The sequence below is a fragment of the Amycolatopsis sp. NPDC059027 genome (assembly GCF_042739735.1).
In the GTDB taxonomy this organism is placed as follows: domain Bacteria; phylum Actinomycetota; class Actinomycetes; order Mycobacteriales; family Pseudonocardiaceae; genus Amycolatopsis.
Genome location: NZ_JBHYIK010000051.1, coordinates 8,336 through 21,856, shown reverse-complemented (window position 1 = coordinate 21,856; position 13,521 = coordinate 8,336). Strand labels below are relative to the sequence as shown.

General features: G+C 72.2%; 11 protein-coding genes. 6 read left to right on the top strand and 5 right to left on the bottom strand.

Features of this window, described 5'->3' with window-relative positions; genetic code table 11:
* Window positions 1–2 precede the first annotated feature (2 nt).
* From ACFWY9_RS30375 to def, 4 genes are all read left to right on the top strand, one after another.
* Complete coding sequence (locus ACFWY9_RS30375; RefSeq protein WP_378340486.1) at window positions 3–1,286, top strand: MFS transporter; 1,284 nt, start codon at window positions 3–5, stop codon at window positions 1,284–1,286.
* The gene (locus tag ACFWY9_RS30370) at window positions 1,258–2,073 is read left to right on the top strand and encodes a DeoR/GlpR family DNA-binding transcription regulator (RefSeq protein WP_378340485.1); all 816 of its coding nucleotides are present in this window, start codon (window positions 1,258–1,260) and stop codon (window positions 2,071–2,073) included. Before ACFWY9_RS30375 ends, ACFWY9_RS30370 begins: the two co-directional genes overlap by 29 nt.
* Window positions 2,054–6,706 (top strand): ATP-dependent helicase, encoded by a 4,653-nt coding sequence (locus ACFWY9_RS30365; RefSeq protein WP_378340484.1) that lies wholly within the window; start codon window positions 2,054–2,056, stop codon window positions 6,704–6,706. The genes ACFWY9_RS30370 and ACFWY9_RS30365 overlap by 20 nt, the downstream gene beginning before the upstream one ends.
* 90 nt (window positions 6,707–6,796) lie before the next feature.
* Window positions 6,797–7,297, top strand: coding sequence for a peptide deformylase (def, locus tag ACFWY9_RS30360; RefSeq protein ID WP_378326481.1), 501 nt, complete (start codon window positions 6,797–6,799; stop codon window positions 7,295–7,297).
* Window positions 7,298–7,304: 7 nt separating this feature from the next.
* Here the strand turns inward: def and ACFWY9_RS30355 are convergent, their stop codons facing one another.
* The 4 genes from ACFWY9_RS30355 to ACFWY9_RS30340 all read right to left on the bottom strand — a co-directional run bounded on the left by ACFWY9_RS30355 (window position 7,305) and on the right by ACFWY9_RS30340 (window position 10,843).
* Entirely contained in the window at window positions 7,305–8,384 is a 1,080-nt protein-coding gene (locus tag ACFWY9_RS30355) for a GNAT family N-acetyltransferase (RefSeq protein WP_378340483.1), read from the bottom strand.
* Window positions 8,385–8,838: 454 nt separating this feature from the next.
* Entirely contained in the window at window positions 8,839–9,567 is a 729-nt protein-coding gene (locus tag ACFWY9_RS30350) for a VOC family protein (RefSeq protein WP_378340482.1), read from the bottom strand.
* A 63-nt stretch (window positions 9,568–9,630) separates the two neighbouring features.
* Complete coding sequence (locus tag ACFWY9_RS30345; protein WP_378326484.1) at window positions 9,631–10,398, bottom strand: maleylpyruvate isomerase N-terminal domain-containing protein; 768 nt, start codon at window positions 10,396–10,398, stop codon at window positions 9,631–9,633.
* A complete protein-coding gene (locus ACFWY9_RS30340; RefSeq protein WP_378326485.1) occupies window positions 10,388–10,843 on the bottom strand; it encodes an SAV_6107 family HEPN domain-containing protein in 456 nt (151 codons plus the stop codon). The genes ACFWY9_RS30345 and ACFWY9_RS30340 overlap by 11 nt, the downstream gene beginning before the upstream one ends.
* 324 nt (window positions 10,844–11,167) lie before the next feature.
* On the opposite strand from ACFWY9_RS30340, the gene ACFWY9_RS30335 reads away from it, so the two are divergent.
* A complete protein-coding gene (locus ACFWY9_RS30335) occupies window positions 11,168–11,689 on the top strand; it encodes a YbaK/EbsC family protein (RefSeq protein ID WP_378340481.1) in 522 nt (173 codons plus the stop codon).
* A gap of 5 nt (window positions 11,690–11,694) precedes the next feature.
* Window positions 11,695–12,258 carry a GNAT family N-acetyltransferase gene (locus ACFWY9_RS30330; protein ID WP_378326522.1) on the top strand — a complete coding sequence of 188 codons (564 nt, stop codon included), beginning with the start codon at window positions 11,695–11,697 and terminating at the stop codon, window positions 12,256–12,258.
* 31 nt (window positions 12,259–12,289) lie between these two features.
* Here ACFWY9_RS30330 and ACFWY9_RS30325 read toward each other — a convergent pair whose 3' ends face one another.
* The gene (locus tag ACFWY9_RS30325; RefSeq protein WP_378340480.1) at window positions 12,290–13,198 is read right to left on the bottom strand and encodes a DMT family transporter; all 909 of its coding nucleotides are present in this window, start codon (window positions 13,196–13,198) and stop codon (window positions 12,290–12,292) included.
* Window positions 13,199–13,521 lie beyond the last annotated feature (323 nt).

Here is a 13,521-nt window from a genome sequence, read left to right as displayed (position 1 = left end):
CCATGAACGTGATTCCCCGCAAGCGCTGGGCGTACGTCATCCCGGTCGCGGTCGTCATGTACATGCTGGCCTACCTCGACCGCACCAACGTCGCGGTGATCCTGCCCTACATCGGCTCCGACTTTCCCTTGTCGGCCAGCGCGAAGGGGCTGGCCAGCGGCATCTTCTTCATCGGCTACCTCGTCCTGCAGATCCCCGCCGCGGTGCTCGCCGCGAAGTGGAGCGCCCGCAAGACCGTGGTGCTGCTGATGATCCTGTGGGCGCTGGCCGCGGTGCTGTGCGGGCTCGTCCGGAGCGAGACGCAGCTGCATCTCGCGCGGCTGCTGCTCGGCCTGTTCGAAGGTGGTGTGTGGCCCGCCGTCCTGATCCTGCTGGCTTCCTGGTTCCCGCAGAAGGAACGGGCACGCGCGAACGCGCTGTGGATGAGCTGCCTGCCGATCTCGGCGATCCTGATGTCCCCGCTGTCCGGGTTCATGCTCGACCACATGTCCTGGCGCTGGGTGTTCGTGCTCCAGGGACTCCCGCCGCTGGTGTGGGCGATCGTGTGGTGGTTCGCGGTGGCGGACCGGCCTTCGCAGGCACGCTGGATTTCCCGCGAGGAACGGGAGTACCTCGAAACGACGCTCGCCGCAGAGGAGGCCGCGAAGCCGTCGGTGGCGAAACAGGGCTACCGGCAGGCACTGCGCAACAAATCGGTGCTGCTGCTCATCGGCGTCTACTTCTTCTGGATCACCGGGTTCTACGGCTTCAGCCTCTGGCTGCCCTCGGTGGTGAAGACGATGACGGGCGGTTCGGCGACCGCGGTCGGGTTCCTCTCGGCGATCCCGTACGTGCTCGCGCTGGTGGCGATGCTGAGCTGCGCGCTGTGGTCGGACCGCACGGGCAACCGGCGGATGGCGGTCACCGTCCCGCTGCTGATCGCGATCGCGGGGCTGCTGCTGGGCAATCTGGTGCACTGGCCGCCAGTGGTGCAGTTCGTGCTGCTGTGCGTGGTCGCGGCCGGGGTGTACATGCCGTACGGGCCCTTTTGGGCGGTGCCGAGCCAGATTCTCGGGATCGAGGTCGTCGCGGTGGCGATGGGCGTGATCAACGCGCTGGGCAACCTCGGCGGGTTCGCCGGGCCGTACCTCGTCGGCTGGCTGACCGACGTCACCGGGACCTCGACCACCGGGTTCGTGGTGCTCGCCGCGTTCCTCGCGGTGGCGGCGGCGCTGGCGTACTTCGGGCTGCGGCCCACGTCCGCGCCGGAGGTGATCCGTGCCCCAGCCACGTCCGACCACTCGTGACCGGCGCGCGATGCTGCTCGAAGCCGTCCGCGACGGCTCGTGCGGCATCGCGGAACTGGCCGAGGAGTTCGGGGTCTCGCCGTCGACGATCCGGCGTGACCTCGCCTCCCTCGCCGGAGCGGGGCACGTCGTGCGGACCTACGGCGGGGCGCTCGAAGCCGGACACGGGCTGGAGCGCAGTCTGCGGGAGAAGGACGCGAGCAACGCCGACGCGAAGGACGCGATCGCGCGCGAAGCCGCCGCGCTGGTCCAGGACGGCGAAATGGTGCTACTCGACGCCGGGACGACGACCGGGCGCGTCGCCCGGCATCTCGCGCATCGCGAAGGACTCACCGTCGTCACCAACGGCGTCACGGTGATCCGCGCCCTCGCCGATTTCGACGGGATCGACCTCATCGTGCTGGGCGGGCGGCTGCGGCATCCGAACGAGGCGCTGCTCGGCGAGAGCGTGCTCGCCCAGCTGCGGCACCTCTCACCGGATCGGGTGTTCCTCGGCGCGGACGGGATCGTCGCCGGACGTGGGCTGTGTTGTCCGTCGCTGGAGCAGTCGCAGGTCAAGCACGCGATGCTGCACTCGGCGGCGTCGGCGTACGTACTGGCCGACCACTCCAAGCTCGGCGAGGCCCCGTTCCCGTACTGGACGCCGTTGGACCGGGAGGTCTCGCTGGTCACGGACTCCTTTCCGGGGGCGGACACGGCGGCGTTCGCCGGGAGCGGAACGGTCCTGACGGCGGGCGGTGCGGAAATTGTCGGGGGTGCCGCGCAAGATGGAGGACGTGGCAGCTGACGTGCTCGACCTGTTCTCCCCCGCGACCCGGGCCTGGTTCGCGGGGGCCTTCGCCGCGCCCACCGCGGCGCAGGAGGGGGCATGGCGGGCCGCGCACGCCGGCGAGCACGCGCTGGTCGTCGCGCCGACCGGGTCCGGCAAGACGCTGTCGGCCTTCCTCTGGGCACTCGACAGGCTGTCCGTGGAGCCACCACCCGCGGAAGCACAGAAGCGCTGCCGGATCCTCTACGTCTCCCCGCTGAAGGCCCTCGCGGTCGACGTGCAGCGGAACCTGCGGGCGCCGCTGGCCGGGATCGCGCAGGCCGCCCACCGGCTCGGGCTGCCCGCCCCGGAGATCACCGTCGGCATGCGCACCGGGGACACCACCGCGGCCGAGCGGCGTTCCTTCGGCAAGACCCCGCCGGACGTCCTGGTGACCACGCCGGAGTCGCTGTTCCTCATCCTGACGTCGTCGGCGCGGGAGTCGCTGCGCGGCGTCGAGACCGTGATCGTGGACGAGGTGCACGCGGTCGCGGGCGGCAAGCGCGGCGCGCATCTGGCGTTGTCGCTGGAACGGCTGGACTCGTTGCTGCCCAAGCCCGCTCAGCGCATCGGGCTGTCGGCGACGGTCCGCCCGATCGACGAGGTGAGCGCGTTCCTCGCGGGCGGGCGGCCGGTCACCATCGTGCAGCCGAAGCTGGCGAAGACGATCGAGGTGCGGGTCGAGGTCCCGGTCGAGGACATGGCCAATCTCGACGCGCCGTCGTCCCCGATGGACGACCTCGACGCGCTCGAACCGCATCCGCCGGGCGAGATCGCGCCCGGCGGGCTCGGGACGATGGAGGAGATCAGCGGGAACCCGGTCCAGCGGGCGTCGATCTGGCCCGCGGTCGAGGAGCGGGTCCTGCAGCTGATCCGGGCTCATCGGTCGACGATCGTGTTCGCCAACTCGCGGCGGCTGGCCGAGCGGCTCACCGCGCGGCTCAACGAACTGGCTGCCGAGAAGACCGAGCTGGCCCCGGCGGACAGCTTCCCGGCGGAGGCGATCGGCCAGTCCGGGCTCACCACCGGCGCGGCACCGGTGATCGCGCGGGCCCACCACGGGTCGATGTCGCGGGAACAGCGCACCCATGTCGAGGAGGACCTGAAGTCCGGCAGGCTTCCGTGTGTCGTGGCGACATCCTCGCTGGAGCTGGGCATCGACATGGGCGCGGTCGATCTGGTGGTGCAGATCGAGGCCCCGCCCACGGTCGCCTCCGGGCTGCAACGGGTCGGCAGGGCCGGACACCAGGTCGGCGCGGTGTCGTCGGGGGTGATGTTCCCGAAGTTCCGCGGCGACCTGGTGTCGTGCGCGGTGGTCGCGGAACGGATGTCGGCGGGCGCGATCGAGGCCGTGCGGTATCCCCGCAACCCACTCGACGTACTGGCCCAGCACGTCGTGTCCATGGTCGCGCTCGAACCGTGGACGGTGGCGGAGCTGGCCGCGCTGGTCCGGCGGGCGGCGCCGTTCACCGCGCTGCCCGACGACGCGCTGCACGCGGTGCTCGACATGCTGGCCGGGCGGTACCCGAGCGAGGAGTTCGGCGAGCTGCGGGCACGGATCACCTGGGACAGGATCGCCGGCGAGTTGCGCGGGCGGCCGGGTTCGCAGCGGCTCGCGGTCACCTCCGGCGGCACGATCCCCGATCGCGGCCTGTTCACCGTGATGACCCCGGGCACCGACGGCAAACCCGGGTCGCGCGTGGGCGAGTTCGACGAGGAGATGGTCTACGAGTCCCGGGTGGGCGACACCATCCTGCTCGGCACGTCGTCCTGGCGGATCACCGAGATCACCCATGACAGGGTGATCGTGGTGCCCGCGCCCGGCGAACCGGCGCGGATGCCGTTCTGGAAGGGCGACGCGCCGGGGCGCCCACTGGAACTGGGGCGGGCACTGGGAAAGTTCGTCCGCGAACTGTCCACTTCGGACTCCAAGAAGGCGCGGGAGCGTGCGGCGGCGGCCGGGCTGGACGAGCGGGCGCGGGACAATCTGCTCGGCTACCTGGAGGAGCAGAAGGCGGCCACCCGGCACGTGCCGAACGACCGGATGATCCTGCTGGAGCGTTACCGGGACGAGCTGGGCGACTGGCGGATCGTCCTGCACTCCCCCTTCGGCGCGCAGGTGAACGCGCCGTGGGCGCTGGCGATCGCGGCCCGGCTGCGGGAAAACCGCGGGGTGGACGCGCAGGTGGCGCACTCCGACGACGGGATCGTGTTGCGGCTGCCGGACGCGCTGGACGCCGACGGCGCGGAGGTCACCATCGGCACGGACGACGTACTGCTGGATCCCGACGAGGTCGAGCAGCTGATCGTCACCGAGGTCGGCGGCTCGGCGGTGTTCGCGGCCCGCTTCCGGGAATGCGCGGCCCGGTCGCTGCTGCTGCCCCGCCGCGATCCCCGGCGGCGGACACCGCTGTGGCAGCAGCGGCAGCGTGCGTCGCAGTTGCTGTCGGTGGCGGCGAAGTACGAGCGGTTCCCGGTCGTGCTGGAGGCGATGCGCGAGGTCCTGCAGGACGTCTACGACGTGGGCGGGCTGAAGGAACTGATGGCCGACGTCCGGGCCCGCAAGGTGCGGCTCGCCGAAGTCGAGACACCGTCGGCCTCACCGTTCGCGCGCAGCCTGCTGTTCGGCTACGTCGGGATGTTCCTGTACGAGACGGACGCGCCACTTGCCGAGCGGCGCGCGGCGGCGCTGTCGCTGGATTCGGCGCTGCTGGCCGAATTGCTGGGCACGGAGGCGATCCGCGAACTGCTCGATCCGGCCGCGGTGGCCGAGGTCGAGCGCTCGCTGCAGCGGCTGGATCCCGACCGGAAGGCACGTTCGGCGGAGGACGCCGCGGACCTGCTGCGGTTCCTCGGTGATCTGTCCACTGTGGAGGCTGCCGAACGCGGTGTCGAGCCGGAGTGGCTGGCCGAGCTCGAATCGGCACGGCGGGCGATCCGGGTGCGGATCGGCGGCGAGGAGCGCTATCTCGCCATCGAGGACGCCGGGCGAGTGCGGGACGCGCTGGGCGCTGCGCTGCCGGTAGGTGTGCCCGAGGCGTTCACCGAACCGGTCGAGGATCCCCTGGGCGATCTCCTGTCCCGGTACGCCCGGATCCGCGGGCCGTTCGCGGCGAGCCAGGCCGCCGAACGGTTCGGGCTGGGCACCGCGGTCGTCACGGGCGTGCTGGACAGGCTGACCGGGCAGGGCAGGCTCGTCCGCGGCGAGCTGAGCCCGCTCGGGCATCCGGACACGCACGGGGTCGGCGTCGAATACTGCGACACGGCGGTGTTGCGGCGGCTGCGCCGGGCGTCGCTGGCGAAGCTGCGCGCCGAGGTCGAGCCGGTCGAGCCCGCCGTGCTGGGCCGTTTCCTTCCGGCCTGGCACGGCATTGGCGGCCGGGTCCGCTCGGCGCCGACCGCGGACGACGTCCTTTCGGTGGTGGAACAACTGGCCGGGGCCCCGCTTCCGGCGAGCGCGGTGGAATCGCTGATCCTGCCCAGCAGGCTGCCCGGCTACTCCCCCGCGCTGCTCGACGAGCTGACCACCGCGGGCGAGGTCACCTGGTGCGGGTGCGGGGCGCTGTCCGGCGGGGACGGCTGGCTCGCGCTCGCGCCCTCGGACGTCGCCGACCTGCTGTTGCCCGAGGTCGAGGAAACCCGGCCGGATTCGCCACTGCACGCGGCCCTCGTGTCCACTTTGGAGGGTGGCGCGCTGTTCTTCCGGCAGCTGGTGGACCGCGTCACGCCCCAGCTCGAAGCGCCGCCGGCCGACGGTGACGTCGTGGCGGCGCTGTGGGATCTGGTGTGGGCCGGGCTCGTCACCGGCGACACCCTCGGTCCCCTGCGCGCCCAGGTCGCCGGGCACGGCGCGCACAAACCGCGGCGCCAGGCGCCACGTGGCCGGTACGCGCGGCTGCGCGCCGGGCGCCCGCAGATGCCGTCCCGGTCCGGGCCGCCAACGGTGGCCGGGCGCTGGGCGCTCACCCCGGTCCGCGAGGCCGAGCCGACCCGGCGGGCGCACGCGCGGACAGAGGCGTTCCTCGAACGACACGGCGTCCTCACCCGCGGCGCGCTCGACACCGAACGGGTCACCGGCGGGTTTTCCGGGATCTACAAAGTATTGCGCGGGATGGAGGACACCGGTCAGGTCGTGCGGGGCTACGTCGTCGAGGGGCTCGGCGCCGCGCAGTTCGCGGCCAAGGGCGCGGTCGACCGGCTGCGCGCGCTGTCCGGCCCGCGAAACCCGGCGGACATCTCCTCAGCGGTGGTCCTCGCCGCGGCCGACCCGGCACAGCCGTACGGCGCGGCACTGCCGTGGCCCGCGGCGACCGGGGACACCAAACACCGTCCCGCCCGCAAGGCCGGGGCACTCGCGGTCCTGGTGGACGGGGTCCCGGCGCTGTACGTCGAGCGTGGCGGCCGGTCGCTGCTGAGCTTCACCACCGAGCCGGAGCCATTGCGCGCGGCCGCGCGGGCGCTGTCCACCGCGGTCCGCGAGGGCTGGCTGGGGCAGCTCGCCGTGCAACGCGCCGACGGGGAGCAGGCGCTCACCTCCGAGCTCGCCGAAATCCTCCGTGAAGCGGGATTCCGTGCCACACCGCAGGGTCTGCGGCTGCGAGCCGCCTATTGAGCCGTGCCTCACGCAGGAGGATGGTTGCGCCCGGTGGTCCCGCGGGTATCACTAGACTTCGCCGGAGATTCGGGCAAAGGACGTTTGATCATGGCGATGCGCGAGCTGCGCTACTTCGGGGACCCCGTCCTCAAGATGGTGTGCGATCCGGTGACGACCTTCGACAAGAAGACCGAAGCACTGGTGAAGGACCTCCTCGACTCCGTCGAACCGGACGGGCGGGCCGGGCTCGCCGCGCCACAGATCGGCGTCGGCCTCCGGGTGTTCAGCTACGACGTCGGCGGCCTGACCGGGTACGTGATCAATCCGGAGATCGTCTCGCTGTCCGAAGAAACCCACGAGATCGGCGAGGGCTGTCTCTCCGTGCCCGAGCTGTGGTTTCCGGTGCGGCGTGCGAAGCACGCCGTGGTGCGCGGGGTCGACCTGCGCAATGAGCCGATCGAGGTCGAGGGCACCGAGGTGCTTGCCCAGTGCCTCCAGCACGAGACCGACCATCTCGACGGGAAGCTCTACCTGGACCGGCTGGTCCCGGACCGCAAGAAGCAGGCGCTGCGCCAGGCCCGGGAAAAGGACTGGTTCTGGAAACGCTGAGCCCCGCTCAGTCCAGCAGGATCCGCACCGCACCATCCTCACCCGTGCGCTCGGCGGACATCCCGGCGCGTGCCGCGGTGCGGACCAGGGCGTCGTCCCCGGGAAGGCACACCGCCGAGAGCTCGGCGAACCGGTCCGCCCTGGCGAGCACCCCGAGCCGGGAGAGCAACGCGGTGCCGATGCCCTGACGCTGCCAGGCGTCCTCCACCAGGAGCGACACCTCGGCCGGGCCGCCCGCCGCGCCCGGGATCAGCTGGCCGAGACCGATCACCTCGCGTCCGCAGACCGCCAGCACACTGGCGCCGCGGGGCGGCACGAGCAGCCGGTGCAGCCATCGGCGCGGTACCGAGCGGACGCCGGTGTGGTAGCGGCGGAACAGGGTGTTCATCGAGCAGCGCCGGTGGAGTTCGGAAACGGCACCGGCGTCGCCGGGGGTTCCCTTGCGCAGCACCACCGCGACGCCGTCGGGCCGGTCGAGCACCACGGGCCCCGAAACGTTCTCCTCGACCGCGGTGAGCAGCCCGGTCAACGCGAGGGCCCGGGTGAGTTCGAGGTCGACGAACGGCGCCCAGCGGCGGCGTGCCACGAGCGCGGTATCGCGGTCCAGCGCGAACACGGCACGGTGGCCGCCCTCGGTCCGATCCGGATTCGCTTCGAGCACCGGGACCAGCGTGACGACGTCGGCGGTGAGGACGTCCTTCAGCACCTCGGCGACCGCCGCCGGGGTTTCCACCGCCCGCCTGGCCGCGCCGAGAGTCGTCGACGCCGAGTCCACGAGTTCGTGCACATCGGCGTCGATGACCGCCGAGCATTCGCAGCCCTCCTCACGCATCGCGTCGATCAGATGCTGCCGGGGCAGACCGGACGCCGGCCGCAGCACGATCTCGTCGAGCACCCCGCCCGGGACCGGCAGCACGCTCAGTCCGAGGATGTTGCACTCGAGATCGGCGAGCCGGATCGCGATCCGGGCGAGCGTCCCGGGATGGTCGTCCATCCGGATCCGGACCCGCCACGCCGAGGACGTGGTTACCGGCTGCTCCGTCACGACGCGGCGGAGCGGGTGAGGCCGAACTCGAGAGGTTTCCATGCCCCCACGGTCCCGGCGGCTTGTTGCCGTACCACGGCGCCCTTGTTTCGCCCTTGTCAGCGTTTCCGCAGGCCACGCAACCCGGCCGAAACACACCGACGGCGTTCAGCGGGCCGTCAGTACCCGAGCCAGTTCTAGTCAACGTGACATTGACTGACTACGGAGTTTTTGAGAAGGCCCTTTCGTACTGTTCATACCGCCCGGGAGGTTTTGGCTGAGCTCGGAGCGGACAAGACAGCGACCAGTAGTGCCGCGCAAGCAGCGACGACCATGCTGACCAGCTGGAAAAGGTTAGGCGACTCGTGGAAACCGGCCGCCGCGGCCGCGACCACCACGATGCTCGAGGTGACGGTCAGCGTTACCCGGTGAGCCCTGCCGATGCCGCGTTCCGGCCCCTTCTCCACGTAGCCAAGACTGCCAGACACCGACAGCGCTCCGCGAGGACGGGCGTGGCTCAGCGGGCCGTCAGGACGCAGAATTCGTTGCCCTCCGGATCGGCCAGCACCCCCCACGGCACCTCGCCCTGGCCGACGTCGGCGGTGGCCGCCCCGGCCTCGATCAGGCGGGTGACCTCGGCGCCGAGATCGTCACCGCGGAACGGCGCGACGTCGAGATGCAACCGGTTCTTGCCCTGCTTGACGTCGTCGTTGCGCAGGAACTCCACCCACGGGCCCACGCCCGACGGCGCCTGGAGACCGACGATCGTCTCCTCCCTCGCCGCGATCGGCCACCCGGAAGCAAGCGCCCAGAACTCCGCGAGCGCCGCCGGGTCGCCGGAATCGACGACGATCGACGCCACCGCCCCCGAGCGCGCGTACTGCTCCCGGGGTTCGAGCACGCAGAACTCGTTGCCCTCCGGATCGGCCAGCACCACCCACGGCACGTCGCCCTGGCCGACGTCGATCTTCCGTGCCCCGAGCGACAGCGCCCGCCCGGCCACCTCCGCCTGGTGTTCCGGCGTCCGGCTCGCCAGATCCAGATGGACGCGGTTCTTCCGCGTCTTCGCTTCCGGCACCGGCGCGAAGACGAGGTCCAGGCCCCAGCCCTCCCCTGCCGGGGCCCGGACGTCCACCTCGCCGGGCAGGTCCACCGCGACGCGCCAGCCGAGGAACGTGGCCCAGAACCGGGCCAGCTCCCCGGGATCCGCCGCGTCCACGGTCAGGTTCACCAGGCGAGTGCTCACCCCCGGAACGCTAGCGGCCACCCCCGACAGTTCCCGGACATGCTTCCCCACACTCCGGGTCCTTCATCGGGTGGCGAGCCGCAGCAGCGCCCACAGCTGGGCCGCGAGGTCACGGCTGCCGCGCACCGACACCGCGCTCGGCGAGGCCCTGCCCCACAGCCAGAGAAAAATCCGCTGAGGGTGGCCCGACACGACGTCGTCGGCCCGCTCGGCTTCCTCGGGCGAACACCGCCAGGCGACCAGTTCCTCGGGCCCGGCCCGCGCGATCCAGCTGTGCCCGCCGGTCAGCACACCGACCGACCCCGTCCTGGTCCCGGTGAGCCCGAGCATCGGCAGCTTCTGCCCGAACCACAGCGCCAGCGCCTCGTCGATCCCGTCGAGCGCGATGTCCTCGTCGATCACCGGCGCGGCCTGCCCGGCCGCCTGCTGGGCGTCCGCCCGGTGCACGACCGTCTCGTGCAGCATCCGGCGCCGCCAGAACCCGTATGTCCGGTCCACCGGCCACCAGGTGTCGGCGTGGGTTTCCGGGTCGTGCGCGGCCAGTTCCTCGATCAGTCCCAGCCGCGCCGCCGCGAAGAACTCCGCCAGCGACTGCCCTTCGGCCGGATCGCTCTGCCAGGCGTCCGGCCGGCGGCCGTCCAGCAGCCACCGCCGGACCATGCGGTACACGCTCCCGACGTGCCGGACGACCTCGCCGAGCGACCAGCCGGGGCAAGCGGGGACCGGCGCGTCGGCCGAGGCGGTGCCCAGCGCTTCGCCGAGCACCAGGCTCTCGGCGGACAGCGCCTCCAGTATCCGTTTCTGGTGGAGGAGGCCATGCTCACGCGACATGGGCTTCCCCGGTGATCGGCAGGCCGTGGACCACGCGCCGGACCAGCTCCAGGAACATCGCGGCGGCCCGCAGCAGCCCGGCGGCCAGCTCCGGGGTCACCTTGCCGGTGATCCCGGCCTGCGCGGCCGCGCGGGTGGCCGAATTGGCCGCGAAGAAGGCGGACCACTCCTTCAGTTCGGGGGCGACGGCGTCGAGCAGGACCCAGCCGCTGGCCGGGCGCGCCCGGCCCCGGTGCGGGCGGCCCCGCGCGGCGAGCACCGCCGCGGCGCCACGCAGCGCCGCCAGATAGGCGCCGACGAACCGCTCCGCCGGTTCCGGCTCCCGCTCGGCCTCGGCGAGACCGCGCCTGGCCTGCGCCAGGAGCCCGGCCGCCGCGGGCGGAGCGGGCGGGCGCAACGGCATCGGCAGCGGGGCCTGCCCATTCTCGATCGAAGACAAGTCCATGGGAGACAAGGAATTCGCCGTGTCACGGCCTCCGGCCACGGCACGGTCCTGGGTCAGTTCGGTGCCGCGCTTCCACTTCGCAGCACCCTCTGCCGAAACGGACATGACGACCCTCCTCCAGCGCGAGTGCCCGGGGGGTGCCCGGTGCCGAGACGCTTCCCCCGTCCCCGCGCCGGGCACCTGACCGGTGCGCGCTCACCAGATGTCGAACGTCTGTTCGAACAATTTCCAGAGTAACCCCGGACGGGCCGTTCGCTCAACCCCGGCGGCGGATTCGGGGCGTGGTGCACGACACCGGACCCGGCACGTGATCTCATTGAGGTCATGAGCAGCCTCGACCACCCCGCCGTCGCGAAAGTCGCCGCCGCGCTCGCCGAAGCCGGCCAGACGGAAGCGGCCGACGGCATCCGGGTCCTGCCCGCGGAGGTCCGCACCGCGGCACAGGCCGCCGAAGCGCTGGGCGTCCCGGTCGCCGCCATCGCGAACAGCCTGATCTTCCGGGCCCGCACCGGCGACGCCGAGACGGCGCTCCTGGCGCTCACCTCCGGCGGCCACCGCGCCGACACCGATCGGCTCGCGCGGCTCGTCGGTGCCGACGAGGTGGGCAAGGCGGACGCGGACTTCGTCCGGGCGCACACCGGGCAGCCGATCGGCGGCGTCGCCCCGGTCGGGCACCCGGCGAAGCTGACCACGCTCGTCGACACCGCGCTCGAGGAGCACGCCGTGGTGTGGGCCGCCGCCGGACACCCCAAGTCGGTCTACCCCACGACGTTCGCCGGCCTGGTCGCGCTGACCGGGGGCATCCCGGCCGCGGTAGCCGCCGAGGGGGAGGATGGGCGGCCGTGACCGCGATGTCGTCCCGTGTCGCCCGCTACGTCCAGCTGACCGCGGACGAGTTCCGAGCCCGGCTGCCCGAGGCGCTGTCCATCTACGTGAACGCGATGCACTATCCCGAGGGCACCGCCGAGCAGCGCGCGCCGATGTGGCTCACCCACGCGCTGCGCGCGGGCTGGCGGTGCGTGGCCGCGCTGGACTCCGACGACGTCCTGCTCGGGGTGGCCTACGGCTACACCGGCCGTGCCGGGCAGTGGTGGCACGAACAGGTGCGGCACGGGCTGACCCGGCGGTCGGGCCCCGCCGAGGCCGACCGGTGGCTCGCGGACTACTTCGAGCTGACCGAGATCCACGTCCGCCCGGAGAACCAGGGCAAGCAGATCGGCGAGGACCTGCTGCGCAGGCTGCTCGACGGCGTGCCGAGCGCGAACGTGCTGCTGTCCACTCCCGAGGGCACCAGCAGGGCGTGGAAACTCTATCGCCGCCTCGAGTTCGCCGACGTGCTGCGGGACTACCACTTCGCCGGCGATCCCCGGCCGTTCGCCATCCTCGGCCGCGCGCTGCCGCTGGAGCCGCGTTAGCGGGGCCGCCCCGGCACGGCCCCGCCAAAGGTCAGCGTGGTTCGGGCCGCCAGTAGCCGACGACCAGCGCACCGGCCAGCAGTGCCGCCCCGCACCACGCGACGGCGCCGAGCCGTTCGTGGAGCAGGAGCACCGACAGCACCGACGCGGTCAGCGGTTCGAGCAACGCCGCCAGCGCGCCGAGCACCGGATGCGCGCCGGTCAGTCCCCGGAAGTACGCCGCGTAGGCCAGCGCCGTCGGCACGATCCCGAAGTAACACACCAGCGCGAGGACGTCCATGCGCGCGGGCAGCCCCATGCCGAACCACGCGGCGGCCGGGCTGAGCAGCACACCGCCTGCCAGGCAGCCGAACACCGTGGTGGGCAACGGTTCCAGGCCATCGACGGGGCGCGCGGTGACCAGCGTCAGCGCGACGAACCCGGCCGCGGCCACCAGGGCGAGCCCGATGCCCGCCGAGGTCCCGGCGGGGTCGCCCGTCCCGCCCGGCGACCAGCGCAGCAGGACCAGCCCGGCGACGGCACCGCCGACCGAGACGAGCGTCCAGCCACGCGGGAACCGCCGCCCGCGCACCGCGTCGGCGATCGTGAGCAGGACCGGCACGGCACCGATCGTCGTCATCGTGGCGATGCTGACCGAACTCAGCGACACGGCGGCGAAGTAGCAGGTCTGGAACAGCGCCAGCAAACCGCCGACGGCGAGCAGCCTGCGGAACACCCCTGCGGTACGGGGAATTCCGCGTAATCCACCGGACAGCGCGACGTACAGGCCGCCGGCGAGACCGCCGACGAGCAGCCGGTACGTCGCGACGGACAACGGATGCAGGCCCGCACGGGAGGCGAGCAGCGAACCGGCGAGGCCGCCGGTTCCCCACAGGACACCGGCGAACAGCAGCGCGGCCGACGAGCGGGCACGCGCCGGCAGGGCAACGGAAACGGACATCGGGAAACGCTCCAGCGTCGAAGGAAAGGGACGTTCGACGACGCGGGGCGTGGGGAATCAGCGACCGGACCGGCCGGATTCAGCGGAACCGATGGGCAGCATCGGCCGCCCGCACGGCCGTTCGCCGCGCGGGCTCACACACCCCGCTCAGGAGGCGGGGGGTGGGGTGACGAGGAAGATCCGATGCACGGGCGGAACTTTAATCAGCCGCACCGACGAGCAGCCAGCGCTTTTCGCCGTGCCCGTGGTCACTCTCGCGGGGCCGTGAAGGACTCCTTACCAGGCCGGAGGCCCGGGAGCGAGGGCGAGAACGCGCCGACCGC